Origin of the sequence: Streptomyces sp. NPDC006012 (assembly GCF_042871185.1) — a bacterium.
In the GTDB taxonomy this organism is placed as follows: Bacteria; Actinomycetota; Actinomycetes; order Streptomycetales; family Streptomycetaceae; genus Streptomyces.
Window position 1 is genome coordinate 62,499 of the sequence record NZ_JBIAIE010000031.1, and the last position, 23,306, is coordinate 85,804.

Annotated in this window: 15 protein-coding genes and 1 pseudogene; 11 read left to right on the forward strand and 5 right to left on the reverse strand. The window is 69.8% G+C overall.

Going from position 1 to position 23,306, the window contains the following annotated elements; genetic code table 11:
- The first annotated feature begins 333 nt into the window (after positions 1-333).
- Positions 334-2,310, forward strand: a complete 1,977-nt coding sequence (locus ACFYPJ_RS34235; RefSeq protein ID WP_389025495.1) for an ATP-dependent DNA helicase — start codon at positions 334-336, stop codon at positions 2,308-2,310.
- Between the two features lie 180 nt (positions 2,311-2,490).
- On the opposite strand, the gene lexA is transcribed toward ACFYPJ_RS34235, so the two are convergent.
- Complete coding sequence (gene lexA, locus ACFYPJ_RS34240) at positions 2,491-3,270, reverse strand: transcriptional repressor LexA (protein ID WP_389025496.1); 780 nt, start codon at positions 3,268-3,270, stop codon at positions 2,491-2,493.
- Between the two features lie 505 nt (positions 3,271-3,775).
- On the opposite strand from lexA, the gene nrdR reads away from it, so the two are divergent.
- Positions 3,776-4,327, forward strand: a complete 552-nt coding sequence (gene nrdR / locus ACFYPJ_RS34245; RefSeq protein ID WP_389025497.1) for a transcriptional regulator NrdR — start codon at positions 3,776-3,778, stop codon at positions 4,325-4,327.
- A gap of 163 nt (positions 4,328-4,490) precedes the next feature.
- Positions 4,491-7,376 (forward strand): vitamin B12-dependent ribonucleotide reductase, encoded by a 2,886-nt coding sequence (locus tag ACFYPJ_RS34250; protein WP_389025498.1) that lies wholly within the window; start codon positions 4,491-4,493, stop codon positions 7,374-7,376.
- A gap of 553 nt (positions 7,377-7,929) precedes the next feature.
- Here ACFYPJ_RS34250 and ACFYPJ_RS34255 read toward each other — a convergent pair.
- Positions 7,930-8,478, reverse strand: a complete 549-nt coding sequence (locus ACFYPJ_RS34255; RefSeq protein WP_389025499.1) for a TerD family protein — start codon at positions 8,476-8,478, stop codon at positions 7,930-7,932.
- A gap of 151 nt (positions 8,479-8,629) precedes the next feature.
- Here ACFYPJ_RS34255 and ACFYPJ_RS34260 point away from each other — a divergent pair, with 151 nt between their 5' ends.
- Both ACFYPJ_RS34260 and ACFYPJ_RS34265 read left to right on the forward strand, forming a co-directional pair.
- Positions 8,630-9,235 (forward strand): YdbC family protein, encoded by a 606-nt coding sequence (locus ACFYPJ_RS34260; RefSeq protein WP_389025500.1) that lies wholly within the window; start codon positions 8,630-8,632, stop codon positions 9,233-9,235.
- Positions 9,236-10,193: 958 nt separating this feature from the next.
- Positions 10,194-10,853 (forward strand): histidine phosphatase family protein, encoded by a 660-nt coding sequence (locus ACFYPJ_RS34265; RefSeq protein WP_389025501.1) that lies wholly within the window; start codon positions 10,194-10,196, stop codon positions 10,851-10,853.
- Positions 10,854-11,380: 527 nt separating this feature from the next.
- Here the strand turns inward: ACFYPJ_RS34265 and ACFYPJ_RS34270 are convergent.
- Positions 11,381-12,568: pseudogene (locus tag ACFYPJ_RS34270) on the reverse strand (MFS transporter); the annotation flags it as partial.
- 44 nt (positions 12,569-12,612) lie between these two features.
- On the opposite strand from ACFYPJ_RS34270, the gene ACFYPJ_RS34275 reads away from it, so the two are divergent.
- From ACFYPJ_RS34275 to ACFYPJ_RS34285, 3 genes are all read left to right on the forward strand, one after another.
- Entirely contained in the window at positions 12,613-13,104 is a 492-nt protein-coding gene (locus tag ACFYPJ_RS34275) for a TetR/AcrR family transcriptional regulator C-terminal ligand-binding domain-containing protein (RefSeq protein ID WP_389025502.1), read from the forward strand.
- Between the two features lie 82 nt (positions 13,105-13,186).
- Entirely contained in the window at positions 13,187-13,888 is a 702-nt protein-coding gene (locus tag ACFYPJ_RS34280; RefSeq protein ID WP_389025503.1) for a ribonuclease HII, read from the forward strand.
- 68 nt (positions 13,889-13,956) lie between these two features.
- Complete coding sequence (locus ACFYPJ_RS34285) at positions 13,957-14,589, forward strand: hypothetical protein (protein WP_389025504.1); 633 nt, start codon at positions 13,957-13,959, stop codon at positions 14,587-14,589.
- Between the two features lie 268 nt (positions 14,590-14,857).
- On the opposite strand, the gene ACFYPJ_RS34290 is transcribed toward ACFYPJ_RS34285, so the two are convergent.
- Together ACFYPJ_RS34290 and ACFYPJ_RS34295 are read right to left on the reverse strand one after the other, a co-directional pair.
- On the reverse strand, positions 14,858-15,478 hold the full coding sequence (locus ACFYPJ_RS34290) for a hypothetical protein (protein WP_389025505.1): 621 nt from the start codon (positions 15,476-15,478) through the stop codon (positions 14,858-14,860).
- A gap of 282 nt (positions 15,479-15,760) precedes the next feature.
- Positions 15,761-17,926 carry a RecQ family ATP-dependent DNA helicase gene (locus tag ACFYPJ_RS34295; RefSeq protein ID WP_389025506.1) on the reverse strand — a complete coding sequence of 722 codons (2,166 nt, stop codon included), beginning with the start codon at positions 17,924-17,926 and terminating at the stop codon, positions 15,761-15,763.
- 161 nt (positions 17,927-18,087) lie between these two features.
- Here ACFYPJ_RS34295 and ACFYPJ_RS34300 point away from each other — a divergent pair, with 161 nt between their 5' ends.
- From ACFYPJ_RS34300 to ACFYPJ_RS34310, 3 genes are all read left to right on the forward strand, one after another.
- Positions 18,088-19,695, forward strand: coding sequence for a DUF4192 domain-containing protein (locus ACFYPJ_RS34300; protein WP_389025507.1), 1,608 nt, complete (start codon positions 18,088-18,090; stop codon positions 19,693-19,695).
- A gap of 420 nt (positions 19,696-20,115) precedes the next feature.
- Complete coding sequence (locus tag ACFYPJ_RS34305; protein WP_389025508.1) at positions 20,116-22,323, forward strand: glycogen debranching N-terminal domain-containing protein; 2,208 nt, start codon at positions 20,116-20,118, stop codon at positions 22,321-22,323.
- Positions 22,324-22,453: 130 nt separating this feature from the next.
- Entirely contained in the window at positions 22,454-23,212 is a 759-nt protein-coding gene (locus tag ACFYPJ_RS34310; RefSeq protein ID WP_389025509.1) for an NUDIX domain-containing protein, read from the forward strand.
- Positions 23,213-23,306 lie beyond the last annotated feature (94 nt).

A 23,306-nucleotide genomic window follows, 5' to 3' on the forward strand; every position in this document is an offset into this window, starting at 1 on the left:
ATGTAGTACGTATCTCGCGCCGATCCGGTTCCCGTTTCTGCACTGTCAATTCGACCGGGGAGCCGGACCGCCGGACCGCCGGACCGCGCCGGCCTCTCGTGGATCCCGAATCCGTGGCTTCCCGCATCTGCCACGTCGCCACCGTCTCGTCTCGTATCCGCCGAGGAGTCCCACGATGATCCGCCCAGACCTTCCCCGACCCCTGCCGAGGCTGTCCGGCACACTCCCCGGCCCTTGCGCTGGTGTCGGCCGAACGCCACCGTTCTCCGGACCGCCCTTCCTCCCCGTCTTGATCACGCGTTTGTCGGTGCCGGGCCGTAGGGTGGTCGGGCTATGACGAAGCCCTCACTCCCCCAACTCCTCCATGCCGCTGTCGAGGCCGTCGGCGGCACGGAGCGCCCCGGTCAGGTGACCATGGCTGAATCCGTCGCCGAGGCGATCGACGACGGTTCCCATCTGCTGGTCCAGGCCGGCACCGGCACCGGTAAGTCGCTGGGTTACCTGGTGCCCGCGCTCGCCCACGGGGAGCGTGTGGTCGTCGCGACCGCCACTTTGGCCCTGCAGCGCCAGTTGGTGGAGCGCGATCTCCCACGCACGGTCGAGGCGCTGCACCCGTTGCTGCGCAGACGCCCGGAGTTCGCGATGCTCAAGGGGCGGTCGAACTACCTGTGTCTGCACCGTCTTCGCGAGGGTGTGCCGCAGGACGAGGAGGAGGGGCTTTTCGACCAGTTCGAGGCAGCGGCACCGACCAGCAAGCTGGGACAGGACCTGCTCCGACTGCGGGACTGGGCGGACGAGACCGAGACGGGGGACCGGGACGACCTGACCCCCGGTGCGTCCGACCGCGCCTGGGCGCAGGTGTCGGTCTCCTCACGGGAGTGTCTGGGCGCCTCGAAGTGTGCGTACGGTGCGGAGTGCTTCGCCGAGATGGCCCGAGAGCGGGCCAAACTCGCCGAGGTCGTCGTCACCAACCACGCCTTGCTCGCGATCGACGCCATCGAGGGCGCCCCGGTGCTTCCGCAGCACGAGGTGCTGATCGTGGACGAGGCGCACGAACTCGTTTCGCGCGTCACCGGTGTCGCGACCGGTGAGCTGACTCCAGGCCAGGTCAACCGGGCGGTGCGCCGCGCCGCGAAGCTCGTCAACGAGAAGGCAGCGGACCAGCTCCAGACCGCGGCCGAGGGCTTCGAGCGGCTGATGGAACTGGCTTTGCCCGGCCGCTTGGAAGAGATCCCGGAGGACCTTGCCTACGCCCTGATGGCCCTGAGGGACGCCGCTCGCACTGTCATCTCCGCGATCGGCGCGACCCGGGACAAGTCGGTGCAGGACGAGGACGCCATCCGCAAACAGGCCCTGGCATCCGTGGAGACGGTGCACGACGTCGCGGAGCGCGTGGCGAACGGCTCCGAGTGGGATGTCGTCTGGTACGAGCGCCACGACCGGTTCGGCGCTTCCCTCCGGGTTGCGCCCATGTCCGTCTCCGGGCTCCTCAGGGAGAAGCTCTTTGCGGACCGTTCCGTCGTCCTCGCGTCCGCGACGCTCAAGCTGGGCGGCGATTTCAACGGGGTCGGAGCCTCCCTGGGCCTCGCCCCGGAGGGCACGGAGGGAGAAGATCTCCCCCAGTGGAAGGGCATCGACGTCGGTTCGCCCTTCGACTATCGCAAACAGGGAATCCTGTACGTGGCCAAGCACCTGTCCCGACCGGCCAGGGACGGTGATCGCGCCGATATGCTCGACGAACTGGCCGAACTCATCCAGGCTGCGGGTGGTCGCGCTCTCGGTCTCTTCTCCTCCATGCGGGCGGCCCAGCTCGCCGCGGAGGATTTGCGTTCGCGGATCCCGGAGTTCCCGATCCTGCTTCAGGGCGAGGAGACCCTTGGCGAGCTGATCAAGAATTTCGCCGCCGATCCCAGGACCTGTCTGTTCGGCACGCTGTCGCTCTGGCAGGGCGTCGACGTCCCGGGGACCAGCTGCCAGCTGGTCGTGATGGACAAGATTCCTTTCCCGCGCCCTGACGACCCGTTGATGAGCGCCCGGCAGAAGGCGGTGGAGGACGCGGGCGGCAACGGCTTCATGGCGGTCGCCGCCACTCATGCGGCACTTCTGATGGCGCAGGGCGCGGGCCGGCTCGTCCGGGCGTCGGGCGACCGGGGCGTGGTCGCCGTGCTGGACCAGCGGCTGGCCACGGCACGGTACGGCAGTTACCTCAAGGCGTCACTGCCCGACTTCTGGTACACCACGGACCGTAACCAGGTGCGCAAGTCTCTCGCCGCCATCGACGCCGTCGCGCAGCAGGCGGAAGCGCAGTGACCGTGGGTGGGTCTGTCCCTGAGCGGGGACAGACCCACCCACGGTGCTGGGCCGACGGCGGCCGGTTTTCCTGGATACGACGGCTGCCCATTTCCGTACGCGCAGGGCAGGGCCCCGGAACCGGCGCAGGGGTTCCGGGGCCCGGTCAGGGGACGAACCGAGGGCTCGCCCGTCCGGCCGTCAGACGCGGCGCAGGACGGCGACGACCTTCCCCAGGATGGTCGCGTCGTCGCCGGGGATCGGCTCGTAGGCCGAGTTGTGCGGGAGGAGCCAGACATGGCCGTCCTCGCGCTTGAAGCGCTTGACGGTGGCCTCGCCGTCCAGCATCGCGGCGACGATGTCGCCGTTCTCGGCGACCGGCTGGCGGCGGACGGCGACCCAGTCGCCGTCGCAGATCGCCGCTTCGATCATGGAGTCGCCGACGACCTTCAGGACGAACAGCTCGCCGTCGCCCACCAGCTGGCGGGGGAGGGGGAAGACGTCCTCGACCGACTCCTCGGCCAGGATCGGGCCACCGGCGGCGATACGGCCGACCAGGGGCACGTAAGAAGCGGCGGGCTTGCCGGCGGTGTCCGTGGGCTGCACGGTCATGGTCTGGTCGGAACCGCGGACCTCGTACGCGCGCGGGCGGTGCGGGTCGCGACGCAGGAATCCCTTGCGTTCGAGCGCCATCAGCTGGTGCGCGACCGAGGAGGTGCTGGACAGGCCGACTGCCTGGCCGATCTCCCGCATCGACGGTGGGTAACCACGCCGCTGCACGGAGTCCCGGATGACCTCGATGACTCGGCGCTGCCGATCGGTGAGTCCCGAACTGTCCGCCCGGATGCCTGGAGGTCGGCCAGGCATGGAGCGCTTGTGCGCTTCGGGACTCGCGGCATCGTTCATGGCATGCACCGGCTCAATTCGGCCCTGGGGGCGGTCCTGGGCAGTGATGGCGGCACTGTCTGCGGTGGTGGTCACGTCGGCCCCTCTCGATGGTCTCCCTGCTGCACAACGGTAGTTGCTTTCGAAAGGTTGCGCCAAACACACGTTCGAGTGAAAAAACGCGGTTCGTCTCCCGCGATCACATGTCTGGGTGTATGGCTAACACGGCGCCCGGCGGATAAAGAGCCTCATTGTTGTACTCTTCACCGCCGAGGTGCCGACCTCGTGGGTTGTGCAGTCAGTCTGCCATCCGGCGGCCCGTCGGCCGGGAGCCGGTCCTCATCTGCGCCGGAGTCCTACGTGTCCTCCGTGCGGCATCCACGGTATCTCCGTATTCCCCGCAGGGCGCTCGCGCGACACGCGCGCGTGCTGAAGTATTGAGCCAAGCACCACATCTAGTGGTTGGATTGCTACAGCTGCCCACAAGTTGTGGTCCCCCGGGTCTTCGGTGTCCGAGAGATCGCCTATGCTGGGGGCTGCTTCGAGGGACCCGGGTGGTCTGTCGAGGCCATTGGGTCTGCTGTGAGGAGGGTTGGAGATCATGCACTGCCCCTTCTGCAGGCACCCCGACAGCCGTGTCGTGGACAGTCGTACGACCGATGACGGCACGTCGATCCGCAGGCGCCGACAGTGCCCGGACTGCTCCCGTCGCTTCACGACCGTGGAGACGTGTTCGCTCATGGTGGTCAAGCGGTCGGGGGTCACCGAGCCTTTCAGCCGTACCAAGGTCATCAACGGTGTGCGCAAGGCGTGCCAGGGGCGGCCTGTCACGGAGGACGCGCTCGCCCAGCTCGGCCAGCGGGTCGAGGAGGCGGTGCGGGCCACCGGAAGCGCCGAGCTGACCACGCACGACGTGGGGCTGGCCATACTCGGCCCGTTGCAGGAACTGGACCTCGTCGCCTATCTGCGGTTCGCGTCCGTCTACCGGGCGTTCGACTCGCTTGAGGACTTCGAGGCGGCGATCGCCGAGCTGAGGAAGGCGAGGCAGGGCCCTGCCGCGGACGACGAAGACGCGGGATCGGGGGGCCGGAAGGACGAGCGCGGGCGCGGAGGGGCCGTCGAGGTCCCGGTGCCCGCCCACGCCGCCGACTGAGGGGGTGCCGGAGCGGACCAGAGGTCCGGGATCCGGCCCGACGGCGGCGATCGAAGACTTGTTGCGGGCGGCAGCGTGTAGGTGCTCGCAACACATGACAGAACACCGTGCCACGGGAACATCGCGGCACTTCAGGGCGTTTTAGCCCGTACAGGGAGGCGGCATGACAGAGACGGCGAGCGGTCCGGCACGAGGTTCCCGAGCCAAGGGTGCCAAGGCCACCAAGGGGCTGCGTATCGAGCGCATCCACACCACCCCCGGCGTACACCCGTACGACGAGGTGGAGTGGGCGCGTCGTGACGTCGTCATGACCAACTGGCGCGACGGCTCGGTCAATTTCGAGCAGCGTGGCGTCGAGTTCCCCGACTTCTGGTCGGTGAACGCGGTCAACATCGTCACCAGCAAGTACTTCCGTGGTGCCGTGGGCACCCCGCAGCGCGAGACCAGCCTCAAGCAGCTGGTCGACCGCATCGTGAAGACGTACCGGAAGGCCGGAGAGGACCACAAGTACTTCGCCTCGCCCGCCGACGCCGAGATCTTCGAGCACGAGCTGGCGTACGCCCTCCTGCACCAGATCTTCAGCTTCAACAGCCCCGTCTGGTTCAACGTGGGCACGCCCCAGCCCCAGCAGGTCTCTGCCTGCTTCATCCTGTCCGTCGACGACTCCATGGAGTCGATCCTCGACTGGTACAAGGAAGAGGGGATGATCTTCAAGGGCGGTTCCGGTGCCGGCCTGAACCTCTCCCGTATCCGCTCCTCCAAGGAACTGCTCTCCTCCGGAGGCAATGCCTCGGGTCCGGTCTCCTTCATGCGGGGCGCCGACGCCTCCGCAGGAACGATCAAGTCCGGCGGAGCCACCCGCCGGGCCGCCAAGATGGTCATCCTCGACGTCGACCACCCCGACATCGAGGACTTCATCGAGACCAAGGTGAAGGAGGAGGAGAAGATCCGCGCCCTGCGCGACGCGGGCTTCGACATGGACCTGGGCGGCGACGACATCACGTCCGTCCAGTACCAGAACGCCAACAACTCGGTCCGTGTCAACGACGAGTTCATGAAGGCCGTCGAGCGAGGCGGAAAGTTCGGCCTCCGCGCGCGGATGACCGGCGAGGTCATCGAGGAGGTCGAGGCCAAGGACCTGTTCCGCAAGATGGCCGAGGCCGCCTGGGCCTGCGCCGACCCCGGCATCCAGTACGACGACACCATCAACCACTGGCACACCTGCCCGGAGTCCGGCCGGATCAACGGCTCGAACCCCTGCAGCGAGTACATGCACCTGGACAACACGTCCTGCAACCTCGCCTCGCTGAACCTGATGAAGTTCCTGAAGGACGACGGCAAGGGCAACCAGTCGTTCGAGGTCGAGCGCTTCGCGAAGGTCGTCGAACTCGTCATCACCGCGATGGACATCTCCATCTGCTTCGCCGACTTCCCGACCCAGAAGATCGGCGAGAACACGCGCGCGTTCCGCCAGCTCGGCATCGGCTACGCCAACCTGGGTGCTCTGCTGATGGCCACCGGCCACGCCTACGACTCCGAGGGCGGCCGCGCCCTCGCCGGTGCCATCACCTCCCTGATGACCGCCACGTCCTACCGCCGCTCCGCCGAACTCGCCGCGGTCGTCGGCCCGTACGACGGCTACGCCCGCAACGCCGACGCCCACAAGCGCGTCATGAAGCAGCACGGCGACGCCAACGGCACGGCCGTCCGCATGGACGACCTGGACACGCCGGTCTGGGCCGCCGCCACGGAGGCATGGCAGGACGTGCAGCGCCTCGGCGAGAAGAACGGCTTCCGCAACGCCCAGGCCTCCGTCATCGCGCCGACCGGCACCATCGGGCTCGCGATGTCCTGCGACACCACCGGCCTGGAGCCGGACCTCGCCCTGGTCAAGTTCAAGAAGCTGGTCGGCGGCGGCTCGATGCAGATCGTCAACGGCACCGTCCCGCAGGCCCTGCGCCGCCTGGGCTACCAGGAGGAGCAGATCGAGGCGATCGTCGCCCACATCGCCGAGCACGGCAACGTGATCGACGCCCCCGGCCTCAAGCACGAGCACTACGAGGTGTTCGACTGCGCCATGGGCGAGCGGGCGATCTCCCCGATGGGCCACGTCCGCATGATGGCCGCGATCCAGCCGTGGATCTCCGGGGCTCTGTCCAAGACGGTCAACATGCCGGAGTCGGCGACCGTCGAAGAGGTCGAGGAGATCTACTTCGAGGCATGGAAGATGGGCGTGAAGGCGCTCGCCATCTACCGCGACAACTGCAAGGTCGGCCAGCCGCTCTCCGCCAAGAAGAAGGACGACGACAAGAAGACCGAGGCCAAGGCCGAAGCGGCCCCCAAGGTCGAGAAGGTCGTCGAGTACCGTCCGGTCCGCAAGCGGCTCCCGAAGGGACGTCCCGGCATCACCACGTCCTTCACCGTCGGCGGCGCCGAGGGCTATATGACGGCCAATTCCTACCCGGACGACGGTCTCGGTGAGGTCTTCCTGAAGATGTCCAAGCAGGGCTCGACCCTCGCGGGCATGATGGATGCCTTCTCCATCGCCGTCTCTGTCGGCCTCCAGTACGGCGTGCCCCTGGAGACGTACGTCTCCAAGTTCACCAACATGCGCTTCGAGCCGGCCGGTATGACCGATGACCCGGACGTGCGGATGGCGCAGTCGATCGTCGACTACATCTTCCGCCGTCTGGCCCTGGACTTCCTGCCTTTCGAGACGCGCTCCGCGCTCGGCATCCACTCCGCCGAGGAGCGCCAGCGCCACCTGGAGACGGGTTCCTACGAGCCGACCGAGGACGAAGTCGACGTGGAGGGCCTGGCCCAGTCCGCACCGCGTCAGACCGAGCTGAAGGCCGTGTCCGCACCCCAGGCCGAGGCCGCTGTGGCCAAGGCCGCCCCGAGGCAGGCACACACCAGCGCCGAACTGGTGGAGATGCAGCTCGGCATCCAGGCCGACGCACCGCTGTGCTTCTCCTGCGGCACGAAGATGCAGCGAGCCGGTTCCTGCTACATCTGCGAGGGCTGCGGCTCGACCAGCGGCTGCAGCTGATCCCGTGAGAGAGGGGGGGCCCGCCCCGGGGCCGCGCCCCCCCCCCCCCCCGCCGGCCGGCGCCCCCCCCCCCCCCACCCGCCCACCCCCCCCCCCCCCCGGCGCCGGGGGCCCCCCCCCCCGCGGCGCCCCCGGGCCCGCTGGGGCCCCGGCGGGGGGGGCCCCCGCCCCCGGGGGGGGGGGGGGCCCCCCCCGGGGGGGGGGGGTCCCCGGGGGGGGGGGGGGGGGCCGGGGGGGGCCCGCCCCCCCCTCTCCGCTCGTACGGCGGTCTACGCCCTCGTACTCTCCGGCCATGACCGCGTCGCCCCGGTAGCTTGCGCCCGACCCCGAGGCGTCGACACGGGACAGGCCCGCCCGGTCCGGCTCCCTGTGCCGGCGTCCAGCACGATGCTCGCGCCGCGCCTGCTCCACCTACCGGCCGGCCGCCGTGTCGGCACACGCCACACGGACGCGTCGCCGCGCAAGCCCACCCAGCGCCGGGCGGTCCCGGAAGCGCCGCCGCGGACCCGCGCGATCGTCGTGCCTCAGCCGGGATGAGGTCCTCCCCGGGTTCCTACCCGGGCTGACCGCCCGGCCCGCCGCGTCGGCCCATGACCCTGGAGAAGACGGCGGGATCCTCCTCGAAGCCGTGCGCACCGGGAAGGAAGTCCCATCCGCCGGACTCGTCACGCACGAACTCCGCGAAGGTCGCCGCTGTCGCCCCGAGGACGGATGCGAAGTCGTCCTCGGCCAGGACGGTGTACCCCTCCTGGATGCGCACCGCCGGATTCAGGACATTCACGAACCTCCGGTCCACGGGCCGCTGCTGGATGACGACGCCGACCACCACGCGCGCGTACCGGCCGTCGAGCCGGTCGAGTTCGACTGTCATGACCTCGTCCGAACCAAAACCCTTGCCGTCCGCGCTGTCCCGATTGAGGAGGATCGTCCCGTCGGGCGAGCGGCTGTCGAAATGCACCAGATAGGCGGGCGTGCCGTAGGGATCGTCCCTCTCGTACGTGGCCGCGATGAGGTCGAGATCGGTGGGGGGCTGTCCCACAGGGCTCGGATCCCACTTCAGCGCGATCTCGACCTTGCGGATGCCCTTGCTCAGGCCGTTCACCAGGATTCCCCTTCCGTCCCCCTCCGGGAACTTGCCAACTTCCCCGTTGCCAAGGTTCGTTGTCCATCGTGCCACGCTCCATGGACCTGTGTGCGGGCGATCTCCGGCGGAGCGTGACCGGCGCCATGCTCCATGGCCTTACGATGGCGCGGTGCTGGTCAAGTGGATTCGCTGCACCGTGGTGGACCGCCGCGGGTTCGAGCGGGGGCAGCGGAAATGGGCGGGGCTTCCGGGAGAGCCGGGATTTCGCGGGCAGGGCGGTGGCTGGAGTCGGCAGCGGCCCGGCGTGGCGCACGTTTTCGCCTTCTGGGAGAGTCGCGCTTTCTACGACTCCTTCATGGCCCGGTCGCACGACCGGCTGGCCTCGGCCCAGGCGGGTACGTTCAAGGACAGCCAGGTCAAACTCTTCGAGTACCGGTTCGACGTGAAGACCGGCTTCGAACCGCGATTCGCGGACTCCGACCTGGTCCGTGTCGCCCACTGCCGCGTCCACGAGGCACGGGTGGAGAACTTCACGCTGATGCAGGAGAAGGTCTGGAACCCCGCCATGGCCGGCTCGCCCGGCATGATCCGCGGCATGTTCGCCGAGGCCCCTGAGCACGAGTTTCTGATCCTGTCGATGTGGCGCTCGGCCGCAGAGCACGGCAAGTACCGCACCGAGCGGGTGGAACGGCTGGCGCTGCGTGCCCAGACCGAAGCGGACATCTCGGCGCTCACCGGTGACATCGTGGAACTGGAACCGGCCTGGACGGTTTGACGACCGAACGCGTGCGGCATGTGGCCCTGAGTGGCCTGTGGTGCAGGATTCGTGTGACCTACGCCGTATGGAGCGCGTAAGAGTGCTCGACCGGGTGCCACCCGATCTAGGGTTTTGACATGGTGCGTCCAGAAAGCCGGTCCAGGCTCGCGGGTGGCAGTCCCGTCCGGGCGGACACGGGGTGCCCGGCAGCAGGTCTCGGTTCGTCCTGGAGACGTGTCGGGCTGGGCGGGATGTCAAGACCCCCTTTGAGGGAAGAGGGCGCGCGGGCCGTGGCGTCACGCGAACCTTGCAGCCTCGTCGAACGGACAGCGGAGCGTCCGAGCCCGTCATGCCGGGGCGAAGGCCATGTTCCGGGGGCCCTGTTCCGGGGTCGGCCCTTGTGTCCTCCCTGGGTACGGAGCGCGGCACCTGTGCACCGTGCGGGCCGGGCCGGAACCGGAGAGTCCCGTCTGACCCTGCCCGGCGTCGCGCAGACGGCCGGACGTATCAGCCGATGGCGAAGTCGTCCGGAAGGCAGCGGGAGTGCGAGGAGGCCGAACATCACGTGCCGGGAGGAACGGGCCCTCACATTGGCCACGTCCGCGGTGAGGGTGAATGCGAGGGCAGTCACCCGGTCCAACTGCCCCGACGGGGAAATCACCGTCGTAGTGGATGGACATGTCGTAGTGGACGGTCATGTCGTAGTGGACGGACATGCGTCCGTCTCGGAAGTGCGAGACAGGCCGATGGTTGAAGAACGCGGACGCAACCTGCGGCGCGGCCGGCAGCGGGAGTGGACTGAAGAGTGGTTCAACGGGCATGGCCTGCATGAACTGCGGAGTGTCATTCGCTGTCCGAAGGCTGCGTAACGCTGCCAAGAAGATCACCGGTAAGTCGTGTGCGGGGCAACCGCACGCACGGATTGAAAGGGGACGGAGGAAACGGATCCGCAAGGACACCGTGCCTCCAACCAGCAATGGCACGACCACGGCGCATCGTCCTTGTCCGGCACGGCGAGTCGACGGGCAATGTCGATGACTCCGTCTACGAGCGGGAACCCGACCACGCCCTCGCTCTCACCGAGCGCGGCTGGCAGCAGGCCGAGGAGACGGGCAAGCGGCTCCGGGAAGTGTTCGGCCGGGAGCGGGTGAGCGTGTACGTCTCGCCGTACCGGCGCACGCACGAAACGCTCCGCGCCTTTCACCTCGACCCCGAACTGATACGGGTGCGCGAGGAGCCGCGCCTGCGTGAGCAGGACTGGGGGAACTGGCAGGACTGCGACGACGTCCGGCTCCAGAAAACCTACCGCGACGCGTACGGGCACTTCTTCTTCCGATTCCCGCAGGGCGAGTCCGGGGCCGATGTCTACGACCGGGTCGGGGGATTCCTGGAGAGCCTCTTCCGTAGCTTCGAAGCCCCCGATCACCCACCCAATGTGCTCCTGGTGACCCACGGCCTGGCGATGCGGCTCTTTTGCATGCGCTGGTTCCACTGGACGGTCGCGGAATTCGAATCGCTGTCAAACCCCGAGAACGGGGAGATGCGCATGCTGGTTCTCGGCGACGACGGCAGGTACACGCTCGACCGGCCTTTCGTGCGCTGGCGGGATCCGCTGCCGAACTGGTTCTCCGAATAGGGCGGCCGGATGGTGACGGCTGATGCTCCTTCGCGGGGCGTCCGGGCCGTGCGTTGGCTACGTAGTTCCGGAACGTCCGCATACCAAGCACCCAGGGGGCCGGGCTGTGGCTGCCGCCTGCCGGCCAGGTGCCGCACCACCGCCGAGAACTCTGTGTGATCATTGGGAACTCTACGTGATGGGCGCGCGTTGTTCTGACATCGACTGTGTGGCGTATGGGGTGCGCGGACGCGAGGTTCAGACAACGGCGGGGGCTTGGTCAAGGTGAACGGTGGGGTGTGGCGATGGCGATCGCGGTGCTGACGCCGGTTCGGCGGGTGCCGCCGGGCTTGCTGGGGGTGCTGCTTTTGCCGGTGGCGCTGATCTTGACAGTAGCGCTGGTCCTACCGGGGACGCTCGTCCGGCCGCTGATGCTGCTTCCGCTTCCCGTCCTCATGGCCATGATGCGGATGGCCGAATCTTCGCCCTCGCCGTCCGTCCCCCGGGCTCGGTCCGGCCATCCGCGGTCCTGTGGTCCGCCTTCCGGCTCAGCCGATCCCTGGGCCGGCGGCTCCGGAGAGGGCCTCCAGGTCGCTCTTGCGGACCTTGATCACCAGCCAGGCGGTGGCCAGGGCGAGTACGACCATCGCGGCCGCGGGTATGAAGGCGGTCGAGATGCCGTGCGCGAGTACCTCGTGGCCCCAAGGGGCAGGCAATTGCTGCGTCTTGGCGAATTCTGTCTTCTGCGCGGGCGAGCCGTCGGCGAGGAACTTCGGCAGTTGCTTCGTCGCCTCGTCCCTGCTGGCCGAGCCGAAGACTGTGGTGAGGATGGACAGGCCGAGCGAACCGCCCACCTGCTGTGTGGCGTTGAGCAGCCCGGACGCGGCGCCGGCTTCGTGCTGGGCGACGCCGGAGACGGCCGTGACCGTCACCGTCACGAAGTTCAGGCCCATGCCGAAACCGAAGATCACCAGCGGGCCCAGTACTCCGTCGAGGTAGGAGCTGTCAGGGCTGATGAAGCTCTGCCAGACGAGACCGATGACCACGAACGTCGCGCCCATGATCATGAACGGCTTGGGGCCGAGCGAGGGAAGGAACCGCTGCGACAGACCGGCCCCGATGCCGATCGCGACCGTCACGGGCAGGAAGGCCAGCCCGGCCTTGATCGGGCTGTAGCAGAGCACGTTCTGCACGAACAACACGATGTAGAAGAACACCCCGAACATCGCCGCGGTCAGGCTCAGCATGATCACATACGTGCCCGAGCGGTTGCGGTCGGCGAACATCTTCAGCGGGGTGATCGCTTCCTTGGCCCGCCTCTCGGTGAAGACGAAGGCGAGCAACAGAACCACGGCCGCGCCGAACGATGCGAGGGTCAGGCCGTCGCGCCAGCCGTTCTCGGAAGCGCGGATGAAGCCGTACACGAGAGAGGCCATGCCCAGGGTCGAGGTCAGTGCGCCGGCGATGTCGAATCGTCCCGGGTGGCGTTCGGACTCATGGATGAACCGAGGCGTCAGCGAGACGATCAGAAGGCCGATCGGCACGTTGACGAAAAGGACCCAGCGCCAGTCGAGCCAGTCGGTGAGCATGCCGCCGGCGAGCAGACCGATGGCACCACCACCGGCGGACACGGCGGCGAAGACACCGAACGCCCGGTTGCGCTCCGGTCCCTCGCGGAACGTCGTGGTGATCAGGGCCGGCGAGGTGGGCGAGGCGACGGCGCCGCCCACGCCCTGCCGCGCTGGAGCAACTCAGCACCGTCGGCTGGAACGGTCTCACGATGGAGGGAGTCGCGGCCGGCGCCCAGACCGGCAAGGCCGCGGTCTATCGCCGCTGGCCGTCGAAGGAGGATCTCGTCGCGGACGCGCTGCGGAGCGCTCTGCCGGGTGTGGAGGAGGCTCCCAATCTCGGGAGCGTGCGTGAGGACCTGCTTGCCCTGTGCCGTCAGGCCCGGCAGGCGATGTTCTCCCGTCCGGGTTTCGCGCTCCGCGCGGTGATTCACGAATGCGACTCGATGCAGGTCGAGCGCTTCCAGGCCGTGATCGTCGAAGGTGTCGTAGAGCCGATGATCAAGTTGCTGGGTGTGGTCATCGGCCGGGGAATTGAGCGAGGCGAGGTGCGCCCCGGCGCGGCGAACGGATACGTCTACGACGCCATCCCGGCGATGATGATGTATCGCAACAAGATGTGCGCCAGCGAATGGAGCGACCAGGACATCGAAGAAATGGTCGACCTGCTGATGCTGCCCTTGCCCCGGCCGAACGGGGCCTGACCCCGGCGAGGGCCGGCATTCCGGCCGTAGCGGCGGGCCGGGGTGTCGTTCAGGGATCCGGGCGGCGTACGCTTAGGGCGCCATGCCGTACGAACCGCCTACTCACACCGTCGAGCGCTCCCTCCGCGCCACGACCGGAGCGAAGGTCATTGCCGGTGTCGACGAGGTAGGGCGCGGCGCCTGGGCCGGACCCGTCACCGTCTGTGCGGCCGTCACCGGTCTTCGCCGGCCCCCTGAGGGGCTCACCGACTCCAAGCTGCTCACCATCAGGCGGCGCACCGAGCTGGCCGAGGTGCTGCGGACGTGGGTGACGTCCTACGCGCTAGGACACTCCTCGCCCGAGGAGATCGACGAACTGGGGATGACGGCGGCGCTGCGGCTCGCGGCTGCGCGCGCGCTGGGGGCGCTTCCGGTCCGTCCCGACGCGGTGATCCTGGACGGGAAGCACGACTACCTGGGCGCACCCTGGAGGGTACGTACGGTGATCAAGGGCGATCGCTCCTGCGTGGCCGTGGCGGCGGCCTCGGTGATCGCCAAGGTTCAGCGCGACAAAATGATGGCCGAACTGGGTATCGACCATGCAGACTTCGGTTTTGTGGACAACGCCGGGTATCCGTCTCCCGTGCACAAGGCCGCACTGGAGGAGCGGGGCCCCACCCCGCACCATCGGTTGTCGTGGGCGTATCTTGATGCGCTGCCTCGGTGGCGGCATCTCAAGAAGGCCCGCAGTTGGGCGGAGGGAAGCGTTCCGGAGATCGAGGGTCAGCTCGGCTTCGATTTCTGACGATCCCACTCGCACTGTTGTGCCACCCGGTCGTGCGAGCCGTACCAACGTTTGATAAATATCAGCTCATGCCTCTCATTCCCGAGGAGCCTCAGATTCACGAGAGTGCCCAGGGTCCCCGCGCCACGCCGGCCAGTGGCCGCAATGCGCCGACCCCCCGTCCCGTACCCGGTCCCCGCCCGGCTGCTCCGTCCCGTCCCGGTCGTCCGGGCCCTGTCCGGCCCGCACCGCCGGTGCAACGTACGCCGCGAGATGTGGCCCCTGCCAAGGCTGTCCCTTCGGGTCCGGCCGTTTCCGACGTCCCCGCGGCGTCTCCGCAGGTCCAGTTGATCCCGGCCCCTGCCGAGGGAGCGCTGGACGCCGCCGACGAGGCGGTGGACCTGCTCCTGGAGTCGGGTCGTGCCCCCGGCGACGTGCTGGTGATCACCACCGGCCGGCCGCATCCGTGGGCCGAGCACGAACTGTCCTTCGGCGACGCCTCCTACTGGGCGCAGCACGATGCCGGCGACGACGTCTTCTATGCGGACGCCGCTGTCGTCTCCCGTGCCGCCTCCCGTCCGGTGGTCGTGGTCGCGGTCAACGGCGGTCCTGACACCGCTGCCACCACCGTCCTTCCCCTGGCCCACGCCCGGGCCGGTGCCCTGATGATCGTCTGTGGTGACCCGCAGCAGATCAACTCGGTACTGGGCATGGGCGCCTGAGCCGCGTCCGGACCTCTGCCGGACATCTGGGGTGGGTGATGGGCCGTTGCGGCGGCACCGCACAGTGCTGGGTTTGGCCTGCCCGGAAACGGTTGGCCGCCCTTCGTCCTGGGTGCGTCGCGGCGGCGCTCGCGTGATGATCCACGGAGGTCCGGGGTGCCGCTCCACCACGGACCTCGTGGGCGTCGGTCGGACCCGCAGACGTGAGGGCGGCATCCTCCGAGGATGCCGAAGCGATCCGGAAACCCGGGTCTGAGGACGATACCGCTCAGCGGGCCGCCGCGCGGCGCATTACCTCCGAGACGCCGCCACCGGTGCGGGGCAACGGGGGAGGGTCGTCCGCGGTGGCGAAAGGTTCCGGCGTCGAGTCCATACTGGGGCGGCGTCCCCCGCGGCCCTCGCCCAGTACCTGCCAGCCGTCGCGGGTCAGTGTGATGTACGCGCCGCACCGCAGCCCGTGCAGAGTGCAGGCGTCACGCAGTCCCCACATCCAGGCACCGTCCTCCTCCGTCCAACGTGCGTCACCCTCACGGCAGTAGAGCAGCACCGCGGTGCGTACGGGTGTGCGGCGCCGCAGGTCGTGCGGAATGACCCGGCGCAACTGGGCCAGCAGCGCGTTGCGGAACATCCAGCCGTCCGCGGAGGCCGGGCGGCGCGTGAACGAGGCGCTCGCCGCCAGCCTTTCCTCGGGGTCCAGCACGCCGACGATCGCGGTCATGGCCTTGGGCCGGTGCCGGGTGTGCAGCCCGCTGACGACCTCGCGGGGCTTGCGTAGAAGCGGGATCCCCGCGGCGGCCCACTCGGCGGGTTCGAGCAGGCGGCTGGCGGAAGCGGCGGACGCGGAGGTCGACAACTGTGCCGCCGAGGACGGAGCGAATCCGAAGGTCACGTTCCTCCCTTCGGCTACGCGCCCACACTGCGGGCGGGGTCGGATTCGGAGGGTGCGCACCGCAGCAGGCCCAACCGGAACACGGACGAGCCGTGCGGGGAGCGGACTTCAATTCTTCCTGTCGAACTGGGATGCGGCAACGAGCAATTGGGGCCACCGACCGATATCCGGCGGTCTGTATCTTATATCCCTACCCGGGGCGCCGTCCGGTGACTCGTGGGGTGTACGAGCAGGACACTTTCCGATGCCGTGGCACCGAGAGCGCGGTGCCACGGCGGGCGATCACCCCTGGGCAGCCAGGACCAGAGGCAGTACTCCCTGTGCTCCCGCCCGCCGGAGTGAGCGGGCCGCGACCGCCAGGGTCCAGCCGGTCTCGGTGTAGTCGTCCACGAGCAGGACGGGACCGCTCGCCGTCGCGATCGCGGACGCCAGAGCGGGAGGTACCGCCAGTGTGCCGTCCAAGGCGTGCAGACGCTGTGCGCTGTTGCTGCGCGACAGCCGCGGCGCCTCTCCGACGTACTCCAGCGATCCCAGCAGCGGCAGGCGGCCGATCTCCGCGATCCGCGCGGCCAAGGAGTGGATCAGCTTCGGCCGGGTGCGGGAGGCCATGGTGACCACGCCGACCGGCCGCGGCTGCGCGTCGGAGGCGCCCGGCGCCCAGCCGCCGGGGCCCTTCGCCCAGTCGGCCAGTACGTCCACCACGGCCCTCGCCACATCGTCCTGCACAGGTGCGTCCGGTGTCCCCGGCACGAGCATCGGCCGGAGCCGGTTGCCCCAGCCGATGTCCGACAGGCGCCCCAACGCGCGCCCCGGCGCCGCCTGTTCCCCGGCAGGGATCCGGCCCTTGAGATCGATGCCGATGGCCGGCAGCCCCGTCGGCCACATGCGCCTGGGCTCGACCTCGACGCCCGCGCGCCCCAGATCGACACGCGCGGCGTCCAGCGCGGCCCCGGACATGTCCGCCGAGAACCGGGCCCCCGCGCAGTTGTCGCAGCGGCCGCACGCGCTCGCCCCCTCATCGTCCAGTTGCCGCTGCAGGAACTCCATCCGGCAGCCCGTGACGGCGACGTACTCGCGCATGGCCTGCTGCTCCGCTTTTCGCTGGCGGGACACCCAGTCGTAGCGCTCGGTTTCGTAGGTCCATGGCTGCCCGGTGGCGATCCAGCCGCCCTTGACCCGCTTGACCGCCCCGTCCACGTCGAGGACCTTCAGCATGGTCTCCAGGCGCGAGCGCCGCAGCTCCACCAGTGGCTCCAGGGCGGGCAGCGACATCGGGCGGTCCGCCTCGGCGAGGACATGGAGCGTACGGCGCACCAGTTCCTCCGGCGGGAAGGCCAGCGACGTGAAGTACTCCCAGATCGCCTCGTCCTCCCGTCCTGGCAGGAGCAGCACCTCGGCGTGCTCAACGCCGCGGCCTGCCCGGCCCACCTGCTGGTAGTAGGCGATGGGGGAGGAGGGCGAACCGAGGTGCACCACGAATCCGAGATCGGGTTTGTCGAAGCCCATGCCGAGCGCGGAGGTCGCGACCAGCGCTTTGACGCGGTTGGCGAGCAGATCCTCCTCGGCCTGCTGCCGGTCGGCGTTCTCCGTCTTCCCGGTGTAGGAGGCGACGGCGTGACCGCGCTGCCGCAGAAAGGCGGTGACCTCCTCGGCGGCCGCCACGGTCAGGGTGTAGACGATGCCCGAACCCGGCAGGTCGTCGAGGTGGTCGGCGAGCCAGGCCATGCGGTGAGCGGCGTCCGGCAGCCGTAGCACGCCGAGGCTCAGGCTGTCCCGGTCCAGGGGGCCGCGCAGCACCAGCGCGTCCGACGAGCCTCCGGTGCCCAATTGCTCCGCGACGTCGGCGGTCACACGCGCGTTGGCCGTCGCGGTGGTGGCCAGGACGGGCACACCGGACGGGAGGTCGCCGAGCATGGTGCGCAGGCGCCGGTAGTCGGGCCGGAAGTCGTGGCCCCAGTCGGAGATGCAATGGGCCTCGTCCACGACGAGCAGTCCTGTCGCGGCGGCCAGTTTGGGCAGGACCTGGTCGCGGAAGTCCGGGTTGTTGAGGCGTTCCGGACTGACCAGCAGGACATCGACGTCGCCCGACGCGATCTCCGCCTGGATGCCGTCCCACTCCTCGGTGTTCGAGGAATTGATGGTCCGGGCATGGATTCCGGCGCGCGCGGCGGCCTCCACCTGGTTGCGCATCAGTGCGAGGAGCGGCGAGACGATCACGGTGGGACCGCTGCCCTGGGCCCGCAGCAGCGAGGTCGCCACGAAATAGACCGCGGACTTGCCCCATCCCGTGCGCTGCACGACCAAGGCTCTGCGGTGATCGGCGACCAGCGCCTCGATCGCCCGCCACTGGTCCTCGCGCAGCCGTGCGGCGCCCGTGGTGTCCCCGACCAGCCGGGCAAGGACGGCGTCGGCCTGCGCACGGAGATCCGTGTTGCTCGTGTGTTCCATGCGTTCCATACAACAGGACGGCGCCGACAACCGGGCGACCCTGTGGACAGTGAGCGCGGCCCGTGGGCGAGGGAGTGCGTGATCCGCCGGATTGTCGTGTCCCTGCTCGTACTTATCCACAGGCTCAAGCGGAATCCCATGATCCGCGAGATCGTCTGCGCATGACGAATCACAGCGAACCGACTGGACCTGCCGAAAACAGCGACTTCACGGCACGAAACACACTTGACGGTCGCGCTGGCTACGACGCCCAGGTCACCCTGCGCACGCCGGCCGAACTGGCCGACGCCCTGCCGTATCTGCTCGGATACCGCCCCGAGGACAGCATCGTGCTGGTAGCCCTCCACGACCGGGACGGACGCGGCCGGTTCGGCGGTCGGGCAAGGCTCGGCATCCCGGCGAACAGGGATGACTGGGCAGCGGCCGCCCGGCAGCTGGCACAGGGCCTGGTGACCGGAAGCGAACGCCGCGGAACCCGGCCCGAACAGATCGTCGCCTACGTCTGCCAGGAACCGGCGAACGGCGAGACGGGACGCGAGGTCAAGGTGCGCCTGCAGCCGCTCGCCCAGCTGCTGCGCACAGAATGCGGCGCCCTGGACGTGCCCGTCATCGAGGCCCTCTGCATCTCGGACGGCCGTTTCTGGTCGTACTGCTGCCCGAACAAGGGCTGCTGCCCGGACGACGGATCGCCGATGGGCTTGCCGGGAACCTCCGTGCTGGCTGCCGCCGCGACCTACGCCGGCCTCCAGGTACGCGGCACGCTGCGTGAGCTGCGGGCCCGGCTGCTGCCCTGGGAGACGTCCGCGGCATTGGAACAGGAGACCGCCCTGGACGTGGCGGGCATGGCACTCGTACCCCGGATCCTCGACGACACGGCGCGGGCCGACGTGGCGGAGGAGACACTCGCCCTCGCCGAACACGCCCTCGGCCGGTTCGCGGCGGTCACCCCGGTGTCCGGCACGCTTCCCGCGGATCTGCGCGACGACGACCTGCTCACCCATGACGACGCGGCACGGCTGATCCTCGGCCTCCAGGACCGCACGACCCGAGACCGCGCGGCCGCGTGGATGGAGGGGGACGAGGCCGGTCCGGCCCTGCGCCTATGGCGTGCCTTGGCCCGTCGATGCGTCGGACCTTACGGAGAGCACGCCGCCGCGCCGCTCACCCTCGCGGGCTGGGTCGCCTGGTCCACCGGCGACGACCTGGAGGCCAGGGAAGCGCTGGCGATGGCTCTCGGGGCGGATCCGGACTACTTGTTCGCCCGTCTCCTGCACCAGGCGTGCAACGAGGGCCTGGACCCGGAGGCGATTCGCCGTTGTCTGCGGGCGGGACGCGAGGAGGCGCGCAGCAACGAAGCCACCGCAGTGCCGGCGGAGGCGGAGACGGATCGGGTGAATCAGGCCGAGCAGGCCGATCAGACCGGCCAGACAGATCAAGCAGACCAGTCTGAGCAGCTCGATGGGAGTGACCAGGGAGACCGGAAAACTCCCTCCGCCCATCAGGACTCCGCGCAGGCGGGCCCACGCCGTCGGCGCCGGGTGCGTGTCCGGGGCGGAGCAGACGACGACGCCCGTCCGGTACGCGCAAAGGTCCGGCGTCCGGCGTCCTCCTCCTCTCACCCGCCCCGGGCCGGGGGCTCCACCCGCCCCGGCGTCCCGGCTTCGGGCGGCACGCGTACGCGTGCGGCGGGCCGGAGCGATGCGCGACGAGGCCCTGCGTCCGCTGGAGGGACGCGGGCCGCGAGCGATGGCCCGGAGGGGGACTCGTGAGTATCTTCCGGCGTAGGCGTGGCTGGTGGCGAGAGGCGGTCTTGGACCGGCTGCGACTCTCCTACCGGAATCTCCGCCGGGCCGGAGGCATGCTCCGGTGGCCGGTCCACCGTCGTGACGGATTGCTGCCGGGCCGTCGAAAACAATTGCTGTCCTGTCACCGGGACCAGCAGTCGCGTCACGGCCCGCCACTGCTCGGCCGGATGGGTGCGGGCGATGAGGCCGGATCCGGGCGGTGGTCCAGTCCAAGCCCGGCCGGCCGCCGCGAGGTGAGGCGTGACCCCGAGCAGCCCCGTTCCGTTCACCTGAGTGGCGGAAGGGCCGGAGGGGCCGCTCCGTCGCAGTTCCTTCGCCCATCCGGCGCCCTCCCCCCGGCGCCGTGCACGCCCGAGGCGCACAGCGCGCGGAAGAAGGCGCCCGATGCATCAACCCACACCGCCCACCGCCGACAACCGACCCGCGCTGTCCAGACCCACGGTGCCCGCAACGTCCAGACCCATGGCGTCGGCACCATCGGGACAAACTCACCGGCCGCACACCCCGCCGACGGGCCAACCCCTCGATCGGCTGCCGCCGTGGAACCAGCAACCGAACGGATCCACGATCCAGGGCCGCGGCGTCCCCGGCGCACCCTCCCGGGGCGGTGCAGCGCCTTGGCCCTTGCCACCACCCCGTCGTTCCACCGACCTGCCACCTACCCATACGGCCCTGATCTGCGTGGCGCTGCCGGGCCTCGCCATCTCGACCGAACAGGCTCAGCTCACCGGCCGGGGCCTGGAAGGCTTCTACCGTGCTGGCCGGAGACTGCTGTCCCGATGCCAGCTCCGGATCGCCGGACGCGAACCGCTGGCGGTACGGGCCGCGATGGCCGGGGCCGACCGCGCGCGGTTCCTGGGCACGCTGTGCTCCAGTTCGGCTGCCGGTCCGGATCCGGACGTCCTGGTCGAGCGCGTACGGCACGCGGACGGCACCGAGCGGATCACGTTGCGCAGCGCGGCCCGTCGTCCGCTGCGCCTGCCGGTCGAGGTGGCCCTCGGTACCGATCTCGCGGAGCTCAGTGCGATCGCCTCTGGTGCGGTGGGTGCCGAACTCCCGGCGAGTGTCCACGACTCCGGCCTGCGCTGGACCTGCGCGACCGGGAACTCCTCGGTCACGGCGGCCCCGCCGCCCACCGACGCACTGGCCTCCGCGGGCTTGCTTCGCTGGGAGATCGACCTGCCACCGGGCGGGACCGCGAACGTCGAGCTGCGAGTGCGGCCGGACGGCGTGGGGCCGCTGCGGGCCGTGGGCCATGCGGCGACGAGCCCGCTGGCGCACGCCCGCGCACTGGGCGATTTCCCCGGGACCGGCGCTCTGTTGCGGACGAGCATCGAGGATCTGCAAGCACTGCTGGTACGGGACCCGGCGCATCCTACCGACATCTGGCTCGCGGCGGGCGTGCCCTGGCGCTGCGGTCCGGCCCCGGCCGAGGCACTGGCGGCCGCCCGGATGGCGCTTCCCCTCGGCACCGGCCTCGCCGCGGGCACGCTGCGGGCATTGGCCCGGACCCAACTGCCGGGAGCGGGGCCGCAGGCCGGCCTGATCCCCGGACCGCTACGCGATGCGGGCGCCCACCTTCCGCCGAGCTGCACGGGAACGGAGGCGACACTGCTGTTCCCCGCCTTGCTCGCGGAGGCACGCCGCTGGGGGCTGACGGAACGGGAGACGGAGGAGTTGCTGCCCGCGGCCGAGCGCTGCCTGACCTGGCTGCGTCACGCCGTGGGCGACGGTACCTACCTTCGCGACCCGCAGCCCGCAGGCCCCGCCCGTTGCGAGACCCAGGCGCACGCCCATCGGGCGGCGCTGCTCGGAGCCGACCTGCTGGACGCGTACGACAGGCCCGGTGGTACCTGGCTGCGGCAGTGGGCTCAGGACCTGCGGACGGCGTTCCGGAAGGACTTCTGGGCCGAGGACCGTGGTGGTGGACGTCCGGTGACCGCCCGCGCCGAGGACGGGCGCCCCCTGCCGCACCTGGGCTCCGCCGCTGCCCATCTCCTCGACACCGGTCTGCTCGGCGGGGGCGAGCCGGCACCCGGCCTGCTCGACACGGGGCAGACCGCCCAACTGGCCCGGCTGTTCGCCGGTCGGACCATGGACTCGGGTTGGGGACTGCGAGGACTGGCTGCCGACGAGCCCGGACACAACCCCTTCGGCCATCGGACCGGAGCGGTGCGCGCCCGCGAGACCACGCTTGCCGTCGTCGGCCTGGCGGCCGCGGGCCATGAGACGGAGGCGAACGGAGTACTGAGGGGACTGCTGGCGGCGGCCGAGCACTTCGGACACCGGCTGCCCGAGATGTACGCAGGAGAGCAGCGAACCGAAGGGAGCGCCCCCGCGCCCCACCCTGCGGCCTGCCGTCCGGCCGCCACCGCGGCGGCCTCCGGGGTGCTGCTCCTGTCCGCGCTCGCGGGTATCCGCCCTGATGTTCCCGCCCGGACGATCATCCTTCGGCCGGTGCAGAGCGTGCCTCTGGGAGAGATCGTCCTGACCGGGCTCAGGGTGGCGGGTGCGCCCTTCTCCCTGCGGATCAGCCGACATGGGCTCGCCATGGTCGAGGAAGCCGCGGACGGCCTGCAACTGGGAGCGTGACCTCGCACGACGCCTTTCGGGTGAAAGAAACGGAAGCCGTCGTGGGTCCTCATGGGACCCCACTGGATCAGCCACCGAAGCGGCCGACGAAGGGAGTGTTTATCGTCAGGCAGACGACTATGATCGCCGCATGCCCTACGACCCGTCAGCCTTTCCGCCCTTCGCCGTCACCGTGGACCTGGTCGTACTGACCGTGCGTCGCCACGCCCTGTGTGCGCTGGCGGTGCGCAGGGGCGAGGCGCCGTTCCAGGGGCGGTGGGCGCTGCCCGGCGGCTTCGTACGGATCGATGAGGATCTTGCCCAGGCCGCGGCGCGTGAGCTGGCCGAGGAGACGGGGCTGTGCGTGCACGATCCGTCCGCCCCCGCTCAGGACAACGGCGCCCACCTCGAACAGCTGGCGACCTACGGCGATCCGGAGCGCGACCCGCGGATGCGTGTGGTCAGCGTCGCTCATCTGGCGCTCGCCCCCGACCTGCCCGCGCCCCGGGCGGGCGGTGACGCGAGCAACGCCCGCTGGGCACCCGTGGAGGAACTGCTGCAGCAGGCCGGTTACGGCCGTGACGTCGAGCCGCTGGCACCGCTCGCGTTCGACCACGCCCAGATCCTGGCCGACGGCGTGGAACGCGCCCGGTCGAAGATCGAGTACTCGTCCCTGGCGACCGCGTTCTGCACGCCCGAGTTCACCGTCGGCGAGTTGCGCCGTGTCTACGAGGCGGTATGGGGAGTGGCGCTCGACCCGCGCAACTTCCACCGCAAGGTGACCGGGACTCCCGGTTTCCTCGTCCCCACGGGCGGGACGACCACACGCCAGGGCGGCCGTCCCGCCCAGTTGTTCCGGGCCGGCGGTGCCACGTTGCTCAACCCTCCGATGCTGCGTCCCGAGGTGTGACACGACGGTCCGGCCGGCGGTGCGCCGTCAGCCGGCCGGAGGGAAGCCGGGCTGGGTCCTGCCAGTGAGGCTGTGCCTGTGGTCTGTCCGCGCT